The organism is Rhizocola hellebori (assembly GCF_016862955.1).
GTDB lineage: Bacteria > Actinomycetota > Actinomycetes > Mycobacteriales > Micromonosporaceae > Rhizocola > Rhizocola hellebori.
Window position 1 is genome coordinate 187,489 of sequence record NZ_BONY01000007.1, and the last position, 21,073, is coordinate 208,561.

The window sequence follows — 21,073 nt, forward strand, 5'->3', positions numbered from 1 at the left end:
CCGCTCAACCCAGCCCGAGGAAGTACAGCTGACACTTGAGCCACACCTGTGTGGCCACCAGCCGGCCCAAGGACGCGCCAGTGGTGATGTCGTCGCGGTAGTGAACTCCACCCCAGAGGCGCGACAGCCCGGTGTCGTCGGCCATGGCGGAGTACGTTGCATAGTTGAGTAGGACATCATTTGCTGGTGCGAAGCCAGGTTCGGCCACCGATGACAAGGCTGGGACCGTGACAGTGAAGCCGAAGTAGTCGCTTCCCTTGAACAACTTCATGGTTTCGGCCCAGGCCGCAGAGAAGGTGGTGTGCCCCGAGTTGAAGGCCGGGAACGGTGGGGTCGGGAAATGCCGTGGTTTGTAGGGGTGCCATGTGCCACCATCGATGAGCTGGGTGCCCAGGCCGGGGCCTGCCCAGGCGCTCACTTGCTGGCCGTTGAACAGCCTGCGGATCCCGCTGATGGGCCGGACAGAGGTGAAAGCGCGCTTGTTGTCCCAGACGGCGATGCTTGAGTCGAACATCGCGTTGGTCACAGCGAAGAACAGCTTGACGTCCTGGTCCAGGGTGTGCTGGTCGCGTGCCGACACGAACTGCACGAACTCGCATAGATGCGAGGGTGGCGGCGGTTGAACCGTGTTCGGGCCGTCGGGCCAGTACGAGACAACGGCCTTTTGGCGATCGGTGAGGTTGGCGCTCAGCGACAGGATGTCGAGAGCCTGGTCGATGTAAGCCTGCGTGCCGAACTGGGCCGGGGGAACCAGGGACCGGTTTATCGAACCGGACGCCATCGCGAACGGCACCACCTGCCCCCAGTACGGCCCTCGATACGACTGCGTCACCGTCTGGCCGAACAGGTCCACGTAAGTCAGCGGCTGCCAATGGCTTGGGTCGGACAGCGCCGCCGGGTTGAACGGGGCATTGACCACCATCGGCTGGTTGAGAGGTAGGTAGCCGGTGTAATCCTCGTAGGCGCCGGCGGCCAGGTTGCCCAGCTGGTTGGATCCATCGTTGTGGCGGTATGCCAGCAGCCCTGCGGCCGCGGTGACGCCCACGCCTGCGGGTGAGGTGGTGTCGGTGGGGTTGAGTGCAGGGTTATAGCCGAGGGACTGCATGAAGGCGTCGAATATCGGCTTCCGAGCCGGGTAGAGGTCGACGCAGGTTCGGTAGGCCGCGTAACTCATCGCCTGGGTTCTGTTAGCGGCGGTCCGCTCCAGCAACGGGCGACGGAGCGCTCCGCCATACCGCGTGCCCGCGGCCAGCGTGTCGTAAGCCGCCCACGCGTCGTACATGGCGGTGTGCACGATGGCTAACGAGCGGGCCCACGGTCCAGGGCCAGCAGGATCCTGGCGGACGGCGTCGTTCACCTGCTTGTTCCAGCGCACAACTATGGTCTCGCCCGCCGCTGCCGCCGGTCGGGGGGTGGCAATCGCCCCGCCGACGGCTCCCACGCCGAGCGCCGCTAGGGCAGCGCCGGAACCCTTTAACAGGTTCCGGCGGCTGACCGAGTCAGGGGTTGACATTGATGCCGCCCAGGTAGACCCGTGGACCGAGCAGGCCCTGCGTGCCCGAGAGCAGCGCTCCGCCGAACATCTTCCAGTCCGAGCGGAAGGTCGATTGTGTGGAGATCGCGGTGAGCAGGCCGCCGTTCCACAGCGGCGTGGTGTAGTGCATCTCGAACCGGTCGGCCGTTACTCCCCGGTTATCGATGCCGATCGCGGCGAAGTCATGCTCGATGTCTTCCAGAATGATGCCTGTGAGCAGCATCGTGATGGATCGCATCCGGCCCTGGGCGGTGATCGTCCGCGCCGAGCGGTTGACGACGTAGGACAGGGATCCCACCGAGAACATCTCCATCGCGAACGAGCCGATCACTCCCGGGATCGAGCCCGTCGTTCCGACCGCACATGTGGTCAGCACCGGATTCAGGTTGAACGGCGACGGGTGAAATGCTGTCGACATGTCCGCGTACATCCCGGCGCCGTAGTCGCCGAAGTTGGGTTCACTGGCGGCCGCAGCTTGCCCGGTCGCGGCCAGCACGGTGGGGACTGCGGCGGCGAGCGCCGCCCCGAGCGTGACGTTCTTTAGCACGTCTCGACGTTCCATTGTGGACACCTTTCTGAGCCGATCGGAACTTGACTCGGTCACTGTGCATGGGCGCCCATCACGGCCACGCCGCGCTGGCGTGACAACGCCGTCGCGTGCGCGTTACGACAGTCCTGAAAAGCGCCCGCGGCGCTGCTCATTGCGCCCGACAACCACCGAGCGAATGCCTACGAAACTTTGACGGTCGCTATAGGACGCCTCGCAGCCGGTGGGTCATTCTGTTGTGGTACCGATGGTCCACTCCGCTGACCGGCCGGATTGCTCGGCGTCATAGTCCGCTGGATGCAGGCCCGATCATGGCGCACCGGTGCCTGCGTCAAAGAAGGAGGGATTTCGCTCAACCCGCAAGCTACGGCTCGGTAAAGTGCGATCCAAAAGTCCGGTAGGTGCATGAGATGGGCGGGAGGGCGCGGTGTGCGGGTGAACATCGCCGTCAGCCGGGAGCTGGGCATCCCTCTCGGCACCCAGGTGCGCGATCAGATCGTCGTGGCGATCTCCAAGGGCGATCTCGTTCCTGGTGACAGGCTTCCGACGATCCGGCAGCTTGCCGACTTTCTCGATCTCAACCGTAATACGATCGCCCAGGTCTACCGAACCTTGGAGCAGGAGGGTTATCTGTCCACCCGTGGCGGCGGGGGGACCAGCGTCGCGGACACCTCGGCGACCCGCACGGCTGTGCGCATGCAGGAGCTGCATCAGCTATTGCGGGAGGCACTTCACGCTGCTGAACGCAAGGGATTCACCGCCCGCGAATTTAGCGAGGTCGCTCTTTACGAGGCAGCGCAATGGCAAGCTCTGCGGCATAAGGCATTCCTCGTTGTGGACGAATATCAAGGCGAATTAGAGTATCTTTCCCACGCAATTCGCCGCCTTATGCCCGGTGCCATCGTGCATAGTATTCTCCTAAGCGACCTCGTCAAGCAAGGAACACCGAACGTCGGATCGATGCCGGAAGCAGACTTCGCGCTCGTCCCGTTCTACTGCTTGGAACGAGCTCGCGCAGCATTGCTGGCCTCGGGAATTCCGGTCATGGCCGCCGGCATAGGGCCTTCGGTCGCCACGATTCGGCACATCGCAGAGCAAGCGCGCGGAAAAGACGTGGCGATCGTTTGCACTGAACCAGCCGGGCCGCCCTACATGGAGCGTGCAATGCGCCACGCTCGAATCAAATTCCGACGCACCCGACATGCCTTTCTGGGCCAGCCAGACTTCGACGAGGTGGTTGAGGCGAGCGACGTCATCGTTGCCTCGGAAGGATCGGCGGAGTCAGTCGGCAGGCGTGCAGGGACCAAGCCGGTGCTCGTGTTCTCGGCCCTGCTGGACGAGGAGACTTTGGTCGCCATCCACCAGTACACGGAGACGCTGGCCAATGCAGACAACGAGGGTTGAAGGCTAGCGCCCGCCTGCGCCAGGTGTACCACCTTGGCGACTCTTGAGGCCACCCGTCCGGTATACGGTGCGCTGGCCATGCCGCCGCAACTCCTCGCCGTCGGGTGAGAGCGCTGGGCGGGACACACCGATCTCTAACCCGTATACATCCGGATAACCGGATGTATCCTTGGGCTGAAGATATCCGGATACCGGACACAGCCGGCGTTCACTAGGGATCGGTGCCATGGATTACGACCTGGCGATCGTTGGATCGGGCGGGGCGGCGTTCGCCGCCGCAATAGCCGCCAGGCGCGCCAACGCCTCCGTGGTGATGGTGGAACGTGCTGACATAGGCGGCACGTGTGTCAACACGGGCTGCGTGCCGTCGAAGGCGTTGCTAGGGGCGGCCGAGGCGCGGCATGTCGCTTTGTCCGCGGACCGGTTTGCCGGCCTACACAGCGCGACCCTGGGCTTGGCCCTGCCTGAGCTCATCGCAGGTAAGGACAAGCTGGTCGAGTCCATGCGCAACGCGAAGTACGCTGATCTTGCAGACGAGTACGGTTGGCGGATCATCGGGGGCACTGCCCGTTTCGTCGACGGACCTGCCCTTGAAGTGACCACTCACGACGGCGCGACCGCCGAATTGACCGCGGCGCACTACGTGGTGGCCACCGGAGCCGCAGCGTGGGCGCCACCCATCCCTGGTCTTTCCGCAGCTGGCTACCTCACCTCCACCACGGCTATGCAGCTGCCTACCTTGCCGAAATCGATGATTGTGATGGGCGGCAATGCCATCGGTTTGGAGCAAGCACAGTTGTTCTCGCGGCTCGGCGTCGCCGTGACCCTGGTGGAGGTGCTAGACCGGTTGGCGCCCTTCGGCGAACCCGAGGCGTCACAGGCGATCGCCGGTGTCTTCGCCGACGAAGGGATCAAAGTGCACACTGGTGCCGAGGTGATCCAGGTGACACGAGAGGGCACCGTGGTGGCGGTGCACATGTCGCCCGGCCACACCCTTCGCGCCGATCATCTGCTGGTCGCGACCGGTCGCCGCCCCGTCACCGATGGCCTCGGGCTCGACTGCGTCGGGGTGAAACTGGGGGCAAAAGGCGAGGTCATGGTCGACGACCAGCTCCGCACCGACAATCCTCGCATCTTCGCCGCCGGTGACGTCACCGGCCATCCGCAGTTCGTTTACGTCGCGGCCAACCACGGCACTATCGCAGCGGCAAACGCGTTGTCGCAAGCGGGCCAAAGCGTCGACTATCGATACCTGCCCCAAGTGACATTCACGAGTCCGGCAATGGCCTCGGTGGGCCTGACTCACGCTCAGGCCAAGCAGCAGGGGTTTCGGGCCGACAGCCGGGTACTGACGCTGCAGCACGTGCCTCGTGCCGTGATCAACCGCGACACTCGCGGGATGGTCAAGCTGGTTATCGATTCGGCTACCGGGCGCCTGTTGGGCGTGCACGCGGTCGCTGAGGGGGCTGGCGAGCTTGCCGCTGCCGCCGTCTACGCACTGGCAGCGGCGATGACAGTCGACCAGGTGGCCGGCATGTGGTGCCCATACCTGACCATGGCTGAGGCGATCAAACTCACGGCACAAACCTTCACGCGGGACGTGTCCAAGTTGTCATGCTGCGCCGCCTGACAAATGACCGTCGCTATTGGTTCTGCATCAATCAAACGGGAGTCCGATGACGACGATTCGCGTGGGGGTCGCGGCCGAGTGCATCGCCGCGCTTAGCCCACTGGCACGGCGGCTGCACCAAACGATTCTGCACCATTTCGCCATCAGTGGGCGCCCGCCGCTGATGGCAGCTCTCAACACCGATAAGCCACTGCGCGAGCTGCACGACCGTGACGTCATACAGCTCGACGACACTGGCGAGATCCTTGCCGCCTATCCGTTCTCAGCCATCCCGACACCGCACACCGTCGCGATCGCGGATGGCCCCACCGTTTATGCGATGTGCGCGATCGACGCACTTGGCATTGCCGCGATGCTCGGCCGTGACATCACCGTCCACTCAGTGGACCCGCAGTCCGGCGACAGCATCACGGTCATCATTCGCGGAGGACAAGCGGAATGGATACCCGAGGACGCGGTTGTCTTAGTGGGATCAACGGCACCAGCGGACGAGGATTGTTGTCATGTCCCCGCAGCACAGATCTGCTGTGGTGTCATCAATTTTTTCGCAGGTACCCGCACCGCCTCGGCCTGGCTGAAACGCCACGTCAGCGTGCGCGCCGTGATCGTAGACCCGGTGAAGGCCCTCCAGATGGGCAAAGACCTCTTCGGCCCGCTGCTGAGCGACTCTGAGTCAGGGGCGCCCATCAGGCACCGTCCCGCCGTCGCTCGCTGACAGCGCCAATGGACGCCCCGAACTCATACGCTGCGCCCGTATACGCAACCGTATGTGGACTCCGAAGCCGACAACGACGCCTTCCTCGATCGCAGCGAGCGATGGTGACAATACGATTGTCGGCATGGAGATATGCGAGCCAATTCTTCCGAGACCACCTCCTCTATGCTTGTCCAGCTTGGCGAAGCGTGCACCCGAAGCCGAGCGCACACCGTCTCCGAAACATCCGATGCCGGTGCAGAGCCACGTCACATGGGCGAACTCGCGCCGCCCGCGGGGGATACGCAGCACAAGCAGTCACGCAGCGGAGGGTGTGCTAATCCAAGCGCGAGTCCCGATCATCGGGCTGTCTCCATCGCGGCCATGTCGGCTTTGCGCTTGGTGTAATACGCTTCCATATTTTCGTTGGCCGAGACCGTGGTGCGCAGCGAGGCAACGAAGTCATCGAGGCTCGCCCCTGGTACCACGGCAAGCAGCCGATCGTCTGCGACCTCGGTAAAGGTCCGCATGCCCTTGCATCCCAGAGATAGAACTGGTCTACCGTCGCTTATGGACAGCGGAATCGCCGCGCATGCGGGCCGGCCGGTGGTCCGCGCCGGCGCTGAGGCCCAGCTGGCCGAGCCGATCGCCTCTTGATAGAGCATTGCCTGAGCGGGCGTGAGCCAAAGCAGTACCGCGGCCGGAGTCTGCGGGAACACAGATAGCTGTCCGTAGAGGATACCGGATGCGGCGGCCTCGACCTTCGGGATCTTCTCGCCCTCTTCCGGCGAGAGATATTGGCAGCCGCACATCGCTTCCACCAATCCTCCGATTTGCTGCACGACGACATCCGGCAAGGCGAAACCCATCACCATGGCACCGATCTGGCAATGGTGATGTTGTTCTGCCGAGGCGTAGAAAACCGAGGACTCGGCTCGCGGCCAGAAGGCACAACTCGACGGCGAGATCCGGTCGGCCTGTGGCACATCGACGGGTGCCTCACGCATGAATGCCAACGCTACTGGCTGCCTGTCCAGGCTCAACAACGAGATGATTTCGGAAGCATGCTCATGATATCTGGCCATCATCAAGGTTCACTCACATTCAGTCTATATGCCCGTTAGCGCGATCCGCGCGCATCGTCAGACGTAGCGTCAAATAGTGTTCACACGTATGTGGTTGACGGCAAAGCCCAAGTTGGACTCATACGGCACTCGATGGACGAGCTATTCCGGGTGGTTTTGGCCCTACGCCGCCGCGAGCAGCTGGGTGAGGCGATCGGTGGGCTGTAGGCCCATCTCTCGGTGCAGGATGTCGCGATAAGACTGGTACTGCCGTTGGGCGGCGAGCTGATTGCCCTCGGCCAAGTACGCCTGAATCAGTGTTTGATGTGCCGACTCGCGGAAGGGATCCACCCGCACGGCACGCATCGCGACGTCAACGGCCGCTCCGAACCAACCCGCATGAGTCAGGCGTTCGGACAAACTCTCCAATGCATGCAGGCGCAGCTGACGAAACCACTCTGCCTCGTTGCACAACCAGTCTTCGTCGGCTAGTTCGGGAAGCAGATCGTCATGAAAGTTGGAAGCAAGCGCATGACCGAGCTCCTCGGCGTCCATGACTATCGATCGATTGATGAGGCGTCGCGCCATCATTACCACGTGTTGCCAGTCAACTACCACGCCGGCGCACAGGCGAAGGTCATTGGCGTTGCTGTCGATCACACCGAGGCAACATCGTTGCAAACGCCAAAGCACAGAACGCAGGTTGGCCGCTGCGCGAACCGTGGTCACATCAGGCCACAGCAGCTCTGCGACCTCCCGCCGGCCGGCGTGCCCGTCACGAATGGCCAACACCGCCAACAGTCGACGGCAGCCCACGCCAAGGGCTTCATGCCGTCCGCGAACGACCAGAGCGAACCGGCCCAGTAGTTGCAAACGGGTGCCCGCACACCCAAAGTCCCGCGACGGTGTGACGGCCCCCATCGGCTGGGCGGATTCGTCTGGCACACCGCCGCCCGGTAAGACGACTTCGGTATCTGGGGCGGATAACTGGATCATGCCCACGCCTCCCCCTGGATGACTTATTCGGCTAGCCGGATACATTAAGGCCAGCGATCTCTGTCTGTCAATGTCTTGTTCAATCAAACCCACGAATGGCGTACGCAAAGAGTCTCCTTGGCGGGCGTGATCCTGGGGTCAGGCAGCGGTTACATGGAGAAAATGATCGGTTAGCTCCAACACTGAATTGCGTAGACGATTTTCTCTGCAGTGGCGGAGAGCCGATACTCCGACTTGCTAGGCGAATTCAGCAACCCCCCGCGTGACGCAGCCGTAACGCTCGCGTCCACGGCACCGCGACGCCCGTCAAACGCCGCTGTCAACAGACTGGGACCATGAGGAGTGCGTCCGTTTGGTCCCGCCTACATCGCGCTGCCGATGCACAGACATCGTGGGGGGACCAGCCTCCCCGACAGCGTCACGGCTCAGCGGTGACGCTGCCCCTTGACGGCTGGACTGTGAGCGGCACAGCGAGATCGGCGGTGGAAGCGCTGGTCGTGCGACATCTTACCTATCTCGGGGCGCAATCGAAGCCTGGAGAGAGTCTTCGGATCGCTCGAGACGGTCACGGGCTGGAGATCGCTGCGGAGTGGGCAGGGCTTGATGAGCCGACGGCGCAGGCGGCCTACGGCCTGATGGCCATTCACGGCAGGGCTCAGGCATCTGGCCCGCAACGTCTGGCCGTGGATTATGTCACGACGGCAACCGGGGTGATAGCGACCCAAGGCGTACTGGCAGCGCTGCTGTCGGGGATGCGGGGGCGTCCTATTGCGGCTGTCGGAACCGGCGTGGCAAACGCGGCGCTGCTGACTATTTCGCAGTACCTGGCGGCTGCTAGCGCATCTGACCCAGACTATCTAGAACCGTTGGCCTCAAACGGGACACCGCCACCGTTCGAATCCGCGGATGGCACATTGTTGGAGCTTGAGACGCTCGACCCGCAGCCGTGGGCCGACTTTTGGACCTTCTTAGGACTCACTCCCGCGGTGATCGCGCGCGCATGGAAAGCGTTCGTCTTGCGTTATGCCACCGCGACCGCTTCGCTTCCCGCTGAGCTTCACCAGGCCACGAGGATGCTGGCCTTTGAACAGCTGCGGCAAGCCGCCGAGCGTGCGGGCGTGACGATCCAGCCGGTGCGGACGTTCGGTCAGCGCTTGGCCGACGTAGAGGGGCAGTGCCAACAGCTCGGTCGGCCCTGGACAATCAGCCCTAGACCTGGTCGGCGCACATCACCTAGCCAAGCGATGGACTCTGCTGAACCGCTGTCGGGACTGCTGGTTGTGGAGACAGGGCGCCGAATCCAAGGCCCGATGGCCGGTCACATTCTCCAGCTTCTCGGCGCGGAGGTCGTCCGGATCGAGCCATTGGGCGGCGATCCGCTGCGAGGAATGCCACCTATGGTCGGTGACTGTTCGGCGCGTTTCCTGGCACTCAACCGTAACAAGCGGGTCGTCGAGGCCGATCTACGAGCCGCTTCCGGGCGCGCCACAGTTCGCGAGCTGGCTAGGGATGCAGCCGTGTTCCTCCACAACCTGGCACCTGGCAAGGCCGCGCAGATGAGCCTTGACGCGCCGGATCTGTGGAAGATCAACCCGGGTCTCGTGTACGCCTACGCGTCGGGATGGGGCGAAGAACGAGGCGGCAGCCCGCCGCCTGGCACCGACTTCATCGCGCAGGCATACAGCGGCCTGGCACACAACGTGCGACCGGCGGGTCAGAGACCGGCTGGCTCGCTGATGACGATTCTGGATGTGCTCGGTGGTCTCATCGCGGCTGAGGGAGTCGTCGCCGCCTTGGTCAACCGCTACCGGACCGGCCGTGGGCAACAGGTGGACTCATCGTTGCTGTCGGCGGCCGGGGTGCTGCAGGCACCCATCGCCGAGTCCGCTGCCGCGCATCAACCCGTCTGGGGGATGTGGGACGCACCCGTGCCTACCGCCGATGGCCATGTGATGATCGCCGCAGGGTCGCGACCACCGCAGTCGCTGAGTCCCACAGACCTGGCCTCACAGCGCACCGTTGACGCGCTGGCAAGCCTTCGCAGCGCTGGCATGTGCGCGGTAGCCGTTTGCCAAGACCCCGCAGCGCTCGTTACAGACCCCGCCGTGTCACCGTTGGTGGAGTTCGACGGCTGCGCATTCGTCCGTCCACCTTGGAGGTTCGTGCGATGACTGCTCTGGCCGTCCACGATTTGGTACCTGACACGCTGCGCAGCTGGTGGTCGTACGCCGGCTACTATCCCGGCAAGGACATATATTCGCTTTTTTGCGAGCATGTCGTGGAGCATCCAGGTCGAGTCGCGGTCATCGACGACGACCGCGAACTCACCTATCGTGATCTCGCAATTTACGTGTCACGGCTAGCGGGCGCCTTTGTCGAAGCCGGAATTCAGCCAGGCGAGGTGATTGCAGTTCAGCTGCCAAGCGGCTGGCACGCGGTAGCCTTGGACCTGGCGGCCGCGGCTATCGGTGCGGTCGTCCTGCCGTACCCGCTCGGCCGTGGTCGCCGCGATACACTCACTCTTCTCGGACGCTCCTGTGCTGCCGCGGTTGTTATCCCTTGCAAGGTCGGGGGCACAGCCTACGACCAAATACTCGAGGAGATACGACCACAACTGCCCTATCTGAGGGTCGTCGTCATCGCTGGGATAAGGGGAGCGAACAGCCTCGAGGACTGGTTGACCAATGGGCCACCACTGCGTGGTCAACGCCACGTCGCTTCCTCAGCACCTGCCCGGATATTGGTTTCGTCGGGCTCCGAAGCCGACCCCAAAATGATTATTTACTCACACGACGCATTGGCCGGTGGCCGTGGCGCCTTCATCGGCGGGCTGCATGACGTCCATGCGCCGATGCGCAATCTATTCTTGGTGCCCTTGGCTTCTTCGTTCGGCTCCTCGGGGACGGCCGTCACCATCGCCCGTCACGGCGGCACATTGATCGTGCAGTCGAGATTCGACGCTGGGCTGGCCTTGGAGCTCATCGAGGCTCACCGTCCGTACCTGGTATTTGGTGTGCCTACCATGTATCAGATGATGCTCGACCATCCGCGCATGAACCAGGTGGACACCTCCTCGCTCAGGGCGGTCGTGGCCGGCGGGTCGCGGGTGGATCCAGCCACAGTGGCCGCCTGTCGGGAGAGGTTCCGGACCGAGTTTATCAACTGCTACGGCTCGGCCGACGGCGTTAACTGCACGACAGATCTGCGAAGCGCGCCGGCCGCGGTGCACAGCGCGGTTGGCGTCCCCAACCCGCAAGTCGCCGCGATTCGCATCGTCGGCGACGACGGTCGAGATATGGCTGAAGGAGAGGTTGGCGAAATCTGGGGCCTGGGACCCATGAGTCCGATGTGCTACGTCGACCCCGAGTTCGATCAGAAATATCGGGCCCAGGACGGCTGGGTTCGCACTGGTGACCTCGGCTACCTTGACAAGCAAGGCTTTCTGCATGTAGTCGGACGCCGTAATGAAATCATCATTCGTGGCGGACGCAACCTCAGCCCCGTGGAAGTGGAGCTGCTCTTGGCCCAGCATCCGGCGGTAAAGCAGGTTGCTTGCGTGGGCATAGCCGATCCTCGTATGGGCGAACGCATGTGCGCCTGTGTGTCACTGCGCGACGGCCAAGCGCCACCCACACTTTCGCAACTGACCCAATACCTGGTCGACACACACGGCCTCGAACCTGTCAAACTGCCTGAACTCCTGCAGATATTCGACACGCTGCCGCTGTCAGCGGCCGGGAAAATCGACAAACGATGGCTGCGCGACCAAGTTTCCAGCACTCCGCAATCACCTGCAAGCAATGCACCTACCGAGCCCGAGCCCACAGGAGAACGCCGATGAAGGCCACGGTATACACGGTCTCCGGGATGCACTGTACCCACTGCATCGAGAAGGTCAGCTCCAACATCGGCAAGATCACCGGTGTGACCGACGTCAACGTCGACCTCGACAGCGGTGCTGTCACGGTCACTAGCGAAGGCTCTCTCGACGATGCGGCGGTTGCGGCCGCTGTGGGCGAAGCCGGGTACACGCTCGTGGTGGCCTAGTGCCACAGATATCGATCATGTCCGGTTGGACGAGTCTCGTGGCGACTGTCTCGTCCTATCTTGTTGCGAGCTCGGGTGGTGCCTGGCGGTGCCGGTTGCGTTGGTCTCGCTGATGAGTTCCAATCTGCCAACGCGGCGCTGCAGGGTGGTGGTATGCCGGGGCTGTTGTTGCGGCAACGTCTCGAAGCATCCGGACATCGACCACAACATCCAGCTTAGCCAGCTGGCCGAGCTACCGAGCGATCAAGCAGAGATGATGGTCTCAGGCTGCCTTGGCAATTGCCAAGACAGCAACACCATCGTGGTAGTCGCATCTCGGGTCGGCCGAGCCGCAGGCGGAGCAACGATGTGGTTTGGGCGGATGCTCACGTCCGAGCTGACCGAATTGGTGGCTCGCTGGGTTCAAGCCGGAGGACCGGGCGTCGCTGCGTTGCCGCAGCAACTGTTGCGCCATCAAGTTAAACGACCTAAGCGCGACAGGCCGGTCCAGGCTAAATCGCCGTCACGGCCTCCACCGGCGTCGCTTGCTTTCCCAGACGCGCCGCAGGTCGACACCGACTGGTTGGGAGAACGGCCAATGTCTGACATTGCCGAGAAGGTCCGGGCATTTATTGACGAGCAGGTGCTGCCTCACGAGCGCACTCTAGTCGCAGGCGGAGGGCCGGCCCGGGAAGTTCTCACGCGACTTCGGCGCAAGGCGCAGGAGTCGAAACTCTGGGCGCCTGCGCTCTCGGTGGAGCTGGGTGGTCTGGGCATGTCGTTAAACGATTACGCATCGGTCGCGGAGCTGGAAGGCAAGTCAGAATACGGCCCAGCAGCGTTGGGTTCCGATCTGCTGCTGGACGCCACCATGTTGGATCGCCATGCCACGTCAGCAGTGCGAGACCAATTTCTGATGCCGATGGTGAGCGGACGGGCCCGGCCGTGCTTTGCGATGACAGAGCCCGGCCTCCCCGGTTCAGACCCGACCCGCTTGCAGACCAAGGCGGTGACTGACGGCGACTCATGGGTAATCAATGGCGGCAAGTGGTTTACCTCTCGCGCGGCCGAAGCCGATTTCGCCACGGTCGCGTGCCGTGCCTCCACCGGAATCTCCTTGATCGTGGTGCCCACGTCGAGCCCCGGCTTCAGGGTCGTGCGGTCTTTGCCGTTGTTGGGCGGGTCAGATGACCAGTATGAAATTGCCCTGAATGATGTTCGCGTGCCCCGTTGCTATTTGCTGGGATCTGAAGGCCACGGTCTGGCCATCGTAGGCGAACGTCTGCTCCTGGGCCGCACCTTGCGATGTCTGCGGTGGCTTGGGCAGGCGCGCCGCACGTTCGACCTGATGTGTGCTCGCCTGACTACCCGCCGCGTGGGCGAAGGAACCCTGGCTGACAAGCAACTGTTGCACCGCTTTGTGTTTGACAGCTATGCGGAGCTTACCAGCGCCAGGGCGCTGGTGTACGCGGCGGTGGAGGCGCTCGCCACTGGCACTGACGCGCGAATCGCTGTCGGCATCGCGAAAGTGGTGACGGCGCGCACCTTCGACACGCTCGTCGACCGGGCGATACAGATCTTCGGGGCAGAAGGCCTCACCGATGACACTCCGCTTCCGATGCTGCATCGCACAGCTCGGGCGGCACGGATCATGGATGGTCCCGATGAGTTGCTAGTGACGAGGGTGGCAAGGCGCATTCTGGCCGATCACCAGGGCAGCGTGGCCACAGACCCCGTGGCGACCGCGAGAACGCAGCCGGCGAAATAGGTACCCCAGATGACTTCGGCGCTGTTCAGGTCGGCGTAGTGGCCACCTGCGAGAACACCATTGACATCGATTCGGCCGGCTAGCCTGTCCGCCAGGGCAAGGCCAGCGGATCGGTAGCGATCGTGAGGCAACGTCAGCAGCGCCGCGGCGGCAATGGCGGCTGCGGAGGTGTCGTCCGGCAACGGCCGGTGGGTGAGCCACCACTCCGCAGTCTTGGTCGCAACCCCAAGATGTGCTTCCCCGAGGTGGTTGGCCGCCACTGCGAACCCAAGCATTGCCCACGCGTGGCCTCGATCCCATGCCCTGACGTCCGACGGTGCGCCGGCCAGTGACACTTCAGCGCACACCTTCCCAGCTTGGTCTACGCACAGGGCGGCCAACCGAGCGGTGTGTCGGTCGGCCAGTTCAGTCTGACCCGCCCAGGAAAGCAATGTCACTACGCCCGCGAGCGCGTCCACTCCTGCCCGCGGAATACGGTCTTGGGTAAACGCTGTACCGACTGGAATGAGACCCCACCTCGGGTCGAAGGATGTGGCGACAGCTCGGGCGCCCGCAGTGGCGATCTTCGCGGCGGTGGCATCGCCACAGAGGCGATGGGGTACTGCGGCGCCGTAGCCAAATGTCATGGCACGGGTCACCGTGTCGTCCTCCGCTCGTGGGAGCAGACGTTGCGTCCAGTTCGCCGCCACTGCTTTGTGCGTGTCCTGCCCCCACACCACTGCCCGTAGCCACAGCAGGCCGACCCAAAAGCCACCTGCCCACGATCCGCGTGCCGTGGTGGTCCACGACGGCCGCTGCGTGTCCCGATACAGCGGAAAGCGTGCGCCGGACTCTCGCTCTATGTGTTCCACACGGCGAAGTATGGCGTCCAATGCGTGCTTGAGGGCGTTCATGATGTGCGCGGTGGCAGCCGCCTGCCCTCTGGGATACCGATTGAGACCAACGCCGACAGACCGAACAGGACAGCCACCGCGATCCATGCTGGACCGTAGTCCAGCGCATCGGCAAGAGCACCGAAGCTGGCTGGCCCCAGGACGAAGCCGGTGAAGAAGCCGAGGGAAACCATCGCCGAGGCGTGGCCCGCGGCCTCGCCGCGGCGCACGACGGCAAGCATGGAGACGGCGTTTCCTGCCGTTGCGGTGGCGCCGATGCCCACGGCGCCCAGCCAAATTACGGCCGGCCATGTCCACGCCGCGATCCACACAAGCAGCGTGCAGCCGGCCGCGCCTGCTGAAAGATATGACAGCACAGCAGTGACCTTGGCCTGATGATCGGCAATCCGAGTCCACCACAGGCGGGCCACCAGGCCCGATACACCGAACGCCGCCAGCACGGCGCCGGCTGCGGTGGTGGCCATGGCCAGTCGCTGCGTGGCGTACAGCGGCAGGTAAGTGTTGACTGCCGCCAAAGCTGTCCCTAGAAGCAGGGAGTAGCCCATGAGCCACCTCAGCCAATGTGAGGGTGCTGACCAGCGCCGCCATGCACCTGATGGGTCAGAGGCGGTCGTGGGCGGTACCCAAAGGACAAGGACAATCAGCATGACAACTGGCAGCAAGACGGCAAATCGCAGTCCGGCTCGCCATCCCCATGCGGTGGCCAGCGCGGGCATCGCCACTCCACAGGCAAAAGCCGCAAGCTGAACCCCCGACTGCTTGATGCCGATCGCGGAAGCTCTTTGCGACTGGTCCACCTGCTTGGCAATTAGGACGTTGGTGGCAGGATTAGCCAGCGCCTGCGCGATGCCGGCGACCGCTATTGCGGAGAGCAGCCACACGTACTTGGGGGCGAAGGACGCCGTCAGCAAGGCGGCGCTGACAACCGCAAACAGCAGTGCCAAGCCGGTGCGTGCACCGAGGGCGTCGACTGCCCGTCCGACGATCACCGAGGCGATGGCGGCGACCGCGAATGCCGCAGTCACCATGGCGCCGAGCGCCGCACGCGACAGGCCCAGATCAGCCACCAGATAGGGCCCTAGGGCGCTGATGGTGTACAGCGGGAGCATCGATGCGGCCATGCCGCCTGTCGCCACAGTCACGATCGTTGTGCGGGATTGCCTCATGTCGTTTACCCCGCCGCCTTACCGGACCCGACCAGGCCGGGTTCCTCCGCGCCTACCCCCGCGGTCTGATTGATCCAGTCGGTGCACATGTCACCTTTCCGAGCCTGTCATGCGATCAGCGCAGCTGAGAGTCGTTCTGTATTTGTACGAAACACAAACATCAAGTCAAGGTCGCTGCGGGGAAAATTCATGAGGTCAACCCTCTTAGCGCCGGCGACCTCGGGCGTGCCGGGAAGGTGAGCGTTGGCCAGGATGAGCTCTGGCTTCTTGGCGGTCAAGTCGGCGAGCTGACTCGGAGTGACCAGCTCCGGACCGAAGGTTCCCACGATCGTTAGCCCGGCGAAGGTGCCCCAGTAAGCCATGAACAGGTGGGAGATAGCCGCGCGTGGCTTGCTACCGTATTTGGACTTGACGCTGGCGGCCAGTGCGGCGTGATCTCGTTCGAATGTGGCCAGCCAACTGCTTGCGACAGAAGTGGTGCCGAATATCTGTGCCAGCCGCGTTACCTCGGCTTTGATTACCTCCACGGTATTTTCCAGCTTGACTGGAACCAGCTTCGCATGGCCGCCCGTTGCGTCCTTAATCTTTGCGGCGAAGCCGTCGAATTCCGAGAACAGAACATAGTCGGCTTTGGCTACGGCTGCCAGATCGCTGGGTTTCGGGTCGTAGTCCGGCGGGTGTTGCAGATCGGCCGATGCGATTATAGTGATGTTGGTCGCTCCGGCGGCCTTCGCGAAGCCGCCAACCCAGCTCGTGGACGCGACGACTTTCGGGCCGCTCGAGGTACCCCCTGATGATGCTGGACCAGCCTGGGTCTCATTGCCGCAGGCTGTCAGCAGGGACAGCGCCACGCAGATCGCGGTCATCATCTTGACGGGCCGCAGTACTCGCATTGAAGGCTCCTTCGGGAAGCAGATAAGTGACCAGGGTGAACGCTCCCGCCACCAGTACCAGCACCGGTCCTGGCGGCTGATCCAGCGCCAGGGCCAGAGCGAATCCGCAGACGTTGCCGGCGAACCCGAAACTCACCGCTAGTAGCACCATGGAGCGCAGCGAATGGCCGAGATTGCGGGCGGCAAGCGCTGGCAGGATCGTTACCGCGTCCACTAGCAACGCCCCAGTGAGCCGGATCGAAGCGCCAATTGCCACCGCAACCACGATGAGGAGCACCAGCATCAGCAGACGGGCTGGAACCCCTGAGCACAAGGCCAATTCGCGGTCGAACATCAGCAACGCCAACGGACGTCGATAGCGCCAAAACAACAGGTGAATGACCGCCGCCAAGACGGCCAGCACGACAAGGTCTACGGGACGGGTGGCCAGAATAGACCCCCACAGCAGTTCAAAAGCGCTGGTGGCATTGACGCCAGACACAGACAGGACCAGCAGCGCACCAGCGATCGCGAAGGTCATCAGAAGGCCCATGGCCCCCGGAAGCCCAGACGGCCGCTGAGCCAGCGGGGCGACACCAGCGCCGGCTATGGCGCAGGCGGCCAGGCCACACAGCATCGGGTCAAGGCCGGTAAGAAATCCAACAGCAATGCCAAGAAGCGCGACATGCATGACGGCGAAGCGAACCGCAACGATGTCCAAACCAACGATGAACACGCCTACTATCGGCAGAGCGATCGCTGCGAGCAGAAGGGCGACGCCCGACCGCTGTACCGGCGGCAGGGTCAGTAAGTCGAGAAACTGTTGCATGTCAGGCGATCCGCAGCCGGCCGGCGGCCATCTCGGCGATCCGATCACACGTGCGAGACATCGCGCGGTCATGACTGACCACGATCACGGTAGCCGGAAGCGCAGCTAGCATGGCCGCAACCTGCTCCTGTCCGGCAAAGTCCAACGCGGCCGTCGGCTCGTCGGCCAGGAGCACACCCGCGCCGCCGGCAATGCATCCCAACGCGCGAGCGAGAAAAACGCGTTGAAGCTGACCTCCAGACAGCGTATGCAACGGCCGACGGAGCAGCCCGGCCACCCCCAGGTCGCCGGCGCTGTCTCTTGCCACATCGCAGTCGATAGCACTGCCAAGCAGCTCGTCGACCAGGAGCGGGAACCGGCCCGGGGTGAGACGCTGGGGAACCCAAGCTACATTGCGGCGACGAGCCATCCAGCCCGACGTTCCGTTGGCCGACTCACCGCCAACAAGGATGTCGCCGGCGGCAAGAGGATGCAGCCCAAGCACGGCGCGCAGCAAGGTGCTTTTGCCGGAGCCGTTGGCCCCCGTGACGGCCACATGCTCACCGGCGCTGACCGTCAGATCGACCCTCTTTACGGCGATGCTGCGCCCGTACCGGCACACGACGCGCCGGAACACGACCGGCTGAGGTGATCCGGTCATGATGCGGCCGTGGGCTCGTGGCCAGGCAGCGGGCTTCTTGTGGTTTGACACGCTGCTCCGACCACGGAGGCCACGCTCAGAACGGCTTCACAACAGACCCCGGTTTTGTTCACGTTGCCCTCCTTTGCCACGTCGTCCAGCTTTGACCGCGCTATATCCGACTGGCAGTGCCAGAGTTGCATCGATCATGAGGTCGGTCGGCAGCGTAGCGTGACACGCCATCTTGCTAACTCGCTAATGTCGACAGTCTGATCCTCGTAGCATCACCTGCTCGTCGTGCCGGCGTCGCGCGGCGCGCAGCTGAACCTCTGCGTGGGTTTGGTGAGCAGCGGCAACACGGACGATGAGATTGCCGAGGTGCAGTGGATTGGAGCTGTCGATCGGCCGCAAGGTCATCACCGCCGGGTATCCCCGCGAACGCAGATGGGTGTCGGGTGTAGACCTCGAAATGCCATCGGCGAAACAAGGCGACTGCCTGCTGGCCGACCTAAAGCACTGCGCCGAAACCAAGCAGGCCATCGTTACTCACGCAGGCCCGCACCCCTGATCTGTCGATCCGCTCCCAGCCGGCCGCCCGGGGCCTTGGCGCGACCTGCTACCGGGGCGAAATGCTTTCGCATCAACTCAGGCGAGTGCGTCACGATTGAAACTCGTTCCGAAACGAACTTTTCCACCTCACACGGCCAGGTGCAGCCCGCAGGCGCCATCCGCCTGTGCTTCCCGCAAGCCTGGGCTAACGCCCTACATTGAGGCCATCCGTCTACTCCGGTGGACTCGTCTACGGAAATGGCTGAGCCGCGCAATCATCGGAGAGGAGTCGGCATCTTCCCCGGGGCAGCCGTTGCGCTGGCGGCCGAAAATGCACTGCCACGGGCGAGGACGACGTCGAACAGCACCAGAATCGCGTCCTAACCGCCAACTGGCATGCGGATATCCATCCGGCTTTAGACGGGTTTCCTAGGCGTCTGTGCCCCCGCCGCCGCCGTCTCCCAGGGCGAGGCCGCCCAACCCGAACACGAGCACGAGTGCGGCCAGCGCTGGCGCCATTCCGCCGCCACCACCCAGACCTCCCAGGGCCAACGCCAGCCCTCCTCCCGGAAAGAGGAGGAACAGCGCCATCGCCACGAACATGATCGCAAGAATGCAAAGCGCCGTTGAGCTGCCTAACGCGTCCAGGATGTGCGTGGGGGAGAACACCGGTCCGTGCGGACCGTCGCCTACTAGCGCAATGAACAGAGCGATCGCGCCTGCCGCAAAGGCTCCGCAGCCGTTGATGATCCGCAGGTCACCGCGCGCGATCGGGTCAGCGATGGGGACGGAGCGCTGTTGCGGCAGCGACCGCACGGTGAGCACGACCTGCCACGCCAGCCACACCAGGCTAACCAAGCTCAGAACCAGGACGATCGGAGCCATCAGAGGCGAGACCAGAATGTCCACGATAAAGGAGGGGAGGCGGATGCTGCCGACGGCAAAGATGAATAGACCGGGCACCAACAAGATCAAAGATACCAGAACCGGCCAGTGGGCGCGTATCCCGCCTGCGCCAGGCGGATTTGTCAGAGGCAGCTTGGCGCAACGCCATGCTTCCGTGGAGTTCCACGTGTCGATCTGTGTGCGGCTGCTACGTACCATCTCGTTCAGTTCCGCGGTGTCCGCGCCGGCGGCCTTGGCGAAGTAAAGGTTGCGCCGCACAAGGGCGAACCGCCAGGCGACCATTGCTGTCCAGGGCAGCCCCTTGGTCGCGAAGCTGGTCAATGGAACGCTGGTCGCAACATCGGCAGTGGCAAGCTTGCCTGCCTTGAGTCGTTGGTAATCCAAATAGGATGCTATGCCCAGGGCAATCAATGGATATAGCCAGTCGGCCTTGTTGAGGAACTCAAAAGGCCCCGACAGCAGGCCGACGAGCCCAGCACCTTCCGGCTTAAAGACGCGGTAGTTGAAGGTGGCGTGGTCGGCCCAGACATAGGCCATGAGCCCGACTCCCGCGAGAATCCACTTCCCGCCGCGGAACATCAATCCCACGGCGAGCCCGCCCAGCGCACTCAATACCAGGTGCGGATTGGTGGCGACCGCTGCGGATCCGCTGAATATATCGCCAAATGCCACCGGTGCTGGCACCCACGAGGTGAGTATGGTTGGCAGTCCGGGGAAATATGTCAGCGAAAATCCGGATGCCTCTGTCCAGCCGGAGAACGGACCGCCGGTCACGTTGTACGCTTCGTCGCTGTAGCGCAGGATTGCCTCCGCGAGGGTGAACCCCGCACCTGTGGCGGCGCCGACGAGCACATAGTCGGTCAGTCCCCATTGCGCGCGGATCCTTTTGTGCAGCAACACCAGTAGCGCCAGCGGGGCGACCTTGACGATCTCTTCGATGAGCGGATCCATCGTGTACGACGCCGTGCGCACCACCTCTGACAGCGGTGTATCCGTAACAGCCGCAACGCCATTCGTATACAGCAACTGCAAAAACACCGTCAGCACACCGGCTCCGTACAACCCCACCGCTACGGTGAGGAACAGCGCGCTTAGGCGGACGGTCCGTGTCCACGAACTCAACACAGCCAGCTGCCATACGCCATAACAGGCACCGATCAGCATAAACAGCGTCATGCGGCGGAGATTAGCAGCCGAACGTCTCGACGAGTGTCTATTATCGACTAGCCGACTGGATATTGCCCGTGAGCTCGTAAACGCTCAAGACATTGGCGGATATGGTGCGGTCCGTTGGGCGCGTTCGGTGGCGAATGCGCCGTAGCCGAAACGCGCCGTTGTCGGCCTTGCTAACAAAGTTGACCAGCGTGTTGAGGGAGTTCCAACCTCAGCCGGTCCACCGACCTGCTTTGGCGGATATTGCTTGACTAAGTTTCGTTCGACCGGCTGCGTAGCACGGGATTCGTCCGGGTTGAGCCCGCTGGCGGATGGCAGGCCGACACACTATTGGCCGACAGCAATGAATCCCCACCGATGGACAAGCCACTCCTCACCGGCCATCGTCGCCAAGCATGACTTC

General features: G+C 63.3%; 18 protein-coding genes. 8 read left to right on the forward strand and 10 right to left on the reverse strand.

From position 1 onward, the window contains the following. Positions 1-4 precede the first annotated feature (4 nt). Entirely contained in the window at positions 5-1,513 is a 1,509-nt protein-coding gene (locus Rhe02_RS07665; RefSeq protein WP_203907415.1) for a vanadium-dependent haloperoxidase, read from the reverse strand. Beyond that, positions 1,500-2,096, reverse strand: a complete 597-nt coding sequence (locus tag Rhe02_RS07670; protein WP_203907386.1) for a hypothetical protein — start codon at positions 2,094-2,096, stop codon at positions 1,500-1,502. Before Rhe02_RS07670 ends, Rhe02_RS07665 begins: the two co-directional genes overlap by 14 nt. Positions 2,097-2,516: 420 nt before the next feature. On the opposite strand from Rhe02_RS07670, the gene Rhe02_RS07675 reads away from it, so the two are divergent. The 3 genes from Rhe02_RS07675 (at position 2,517) to Rhe02_RS07685 (ending at position 5,830) form a co-directional block, all read left to right on the forward strand. Next, on the forward strand, positions 2,517-3,485 hold the full coding sequence (locus Rhe02_RS07675) for a GntR family transcriptional regulator (RefSeq protein WP_203907387.1): 969 nt from the start codon (positions 2,517-2,519) through the stop codon (positions 3,483-3,485). A gap of 226 nt (positions 3,486-3,711) precedes the next feature. Further along, on the forward strand, positions 3,712-5,115 hold the full coding sequence (merA, locus tag Rhe02_RS07680; protein WP_203907388.1) for a mercury(II) reductase: 1,404 nt from the start codon (positions 3,712-3,714) through the stop codon (positions 5,113-5,115). Between the two features lie 46 nt (positions 5,116-5,161). After that, complete coding sequence (locus Rhe02_RS07685; RefSeq protein WP_203907389.1) at positions 5,162-5,830, forward strand: alkylmercury lyase family protein; 669 nt, start codon at positions 5,162-5,164, stop codon at positions 5,828-5,830. A gap of 338 nt (positions 5,831-6,168) precedes the next feature. On the opposite strand, the gene Rhe02_RS07690 is transcribed toward Rhe02_RS07685, so the two are convergent. Both Rhe02_RS07690 and Rhe02_RS07695 read right to left on the reverse strand, forming a co-directional pair. Next, the gene (locus Rhe02_RS07690) at positions 6,169-6,897 is read right to left on the reverse strand and encodes a DUF169 domain-containing protein (RefSeq protein ID WP_308441985.1); all 729 of its coding nucleotides are present in this window, start codon (positions 6,895-6,897) and stop codon (positions 6,169-6,171) included. A 159-nt stretch (positions 6,898-7,056) separates the two neighbouring features. Beyond that, the gene (locus tag Rhe02_RS07695) at positions 7,057-7,869 is read right to left on the reverse strand and encodes an AfsR/SARP family transcriptional regulator (RefSeq protein WP_239123523.1); all 813 of its coding nucleotides are present in this window, start codon (positions 7,867-7,869) and stop codon (positions 7,057-7,059) included. A 335-nt stretch (positions 7,870-8,204) separates the two neighbouring features. Here Rhe02_RS07695 and Rhe02_RS07700 point away from each other — a divergent pair, with 335 nt between their 5' ends. The 4 genes from Rhe02_RS07700 to Rhe02_RS07715 all read left to right on the forward strand — a co-directional run bounded on the left by Rhe02_RS07700 (position 8,205) and on the right by Rhe02_RS07715 (position 13,663). Further along, complete coding sequence (locus Rhe02_RS07700; protein WP_275412600.1) at positions 8,205-10,040, forward strand: CoA transferase; 1,836 nt, start codon at positions 8,205-8,207, stop codon at positions 10,038-10,040. Next, complete coding sequence (locus Rhe02_RS07705; RefSeq protein WP_203907393.1) at positions 10,037-11,710, forward strand: class I adenylate-forming enzyme family protein; 1,674 nt, start codon at positions 10,037-10,039, stop codon at positions 11,708-11,710. Before Rhe02_RS07700 ends, Rhe02_RS07705 begins: the two co-directional genes overlap by 4 nt. Beyond that, positions 11,707-11,916: a heavy-metal-associated domain-containing protein gene (locus Rhe02_RS07710; protein ID WP_203907394.1), complete on the forward strand. Its 210-nt coding sequence runs from the start codon at positions 11,707-11,709 to the stop codon at positions 11,914-11,916. The genes Rhe02_RS07705 and Rhe02_RS07710 overlap by 4 nt, the downstream gene beginning before the upstream one ends. Before the next feature lie 88 nt (positions 11,917-12,004). Further along, positions 12,005-13,663 (forward strand): acyl-CoA dehydrogenase family protein, encoded by a 1,659-nt coding sequence (locus tag Rhe02_RS07715; protein WP_203907395.1) that lies wholly within the window; start codon positions 12,005-12,007, stop codon positions 13,661-13,663. On the opposite strand, the gene Rhe02_RS07720 is transcribed toward Rhe02_RS07715, so the two are convergent. From Rhe02_RS07720 to Rhe02_RS07740, 5 genes are all read right to left on the reverse strand, one after another. Then, positions 13,603-14,514, reverse strand: coding sequence for a hypothetical protein (locus tag Rhe02_RS07720; RefSeq protein ID WP_203907396.1), 912 nt, complete (start codon positions 14,512-14,514; stop codon positions 13,603-13,605). The genes Rhe02_RS07715 and Rhe02_RS07720 overlap by 61 nt on opposite strands. Positions 14,515-14,552: 38 nt before the next feature. Beyond that, positions 14,553-15,722: an MFS transporter gene (locus Rhe02_RS07725; RefSeq protein WP_203907397.1), complete on the reverse strand. Its 1,170-nt coding sequence runs from the start codon at positions 15,720-15,722 to the stop codon at positions 14,553-14,555. Between the two features lie 107 nt (positions 15,723-15,829). Next, on the reverse strand, positions 15,830-16,615 hold the full coding sequence (locus Rhe02_RS07730; protein ID WP_203907398.1) for a metal ABC transporter substrate-binding protein: 786 nt from the start codon (positions 16,613-16,615) through the stop codon (positions 15,830-15,832). Further along, positions 16,539-17,423, reverse strand: coding sequence for a metal ABC transporter permease (locus tag Rhe02_RS07735; protein ID WP_203907399.1), 885 nt, complete (start codon positions 17,421-17,423; stop codon positions 16,539-16,541). Before Rhe02_RS07735 ends, Rhe02_RS07730 begins: the two co-directional genes overlap by 77 nt. Position 17,424: 1 nt before the next feature. Continuing rightward, positions 17,425-18,063 carry a metal ABC transporter ATP-binding protein gene (locus Rhe02_RS07740; protein WP_203907400.1) on the reverse strand — a complete coding sequence of 213 codons (639 nt, stop codon included), beginning with the start codon at positions 18,061-18,063 and terminating at the stop codon, positions 17,425-17,427. A gap of 367 nt (positions 18,064-18,430) precedes the next feature. Between Rhe02_RS07740 and Rhe02_RS07745 the strand changes: the two genes are divergently transcribed. Continuing rightward, positions 18,431-18,610 carry a hypothetical protein gene (locus Rhe02_RS07745; RefSeq protein ID WP_203907401.1) on the forward strand — a complete coding sequence of 60 codons (180 nt, stop codon included), beginning with the start codon at positions 18,431-18,433 and terminating at the stop codon, positions 18,608-18,610. 410 nt (positions 18,611-19,020) lie between these two features. On the opposite strand, the gene Rhe02_RS07750 is transcribed toward Rhe02_RS07745, so the two are convergent. Then, positions 19,021-20,673, reverse strand: coding sequence for a PrsW family glutamic-type intramembrane protease (locus Rhe02_RS07750; RefSeq protein WP_203907402.1), 1,653 nt, complete (start codon positions 20,671-20,673; stop codon positions 19,021-19,023). Positions 20,674-21,073: the final 400 nt, after the last annotated feature.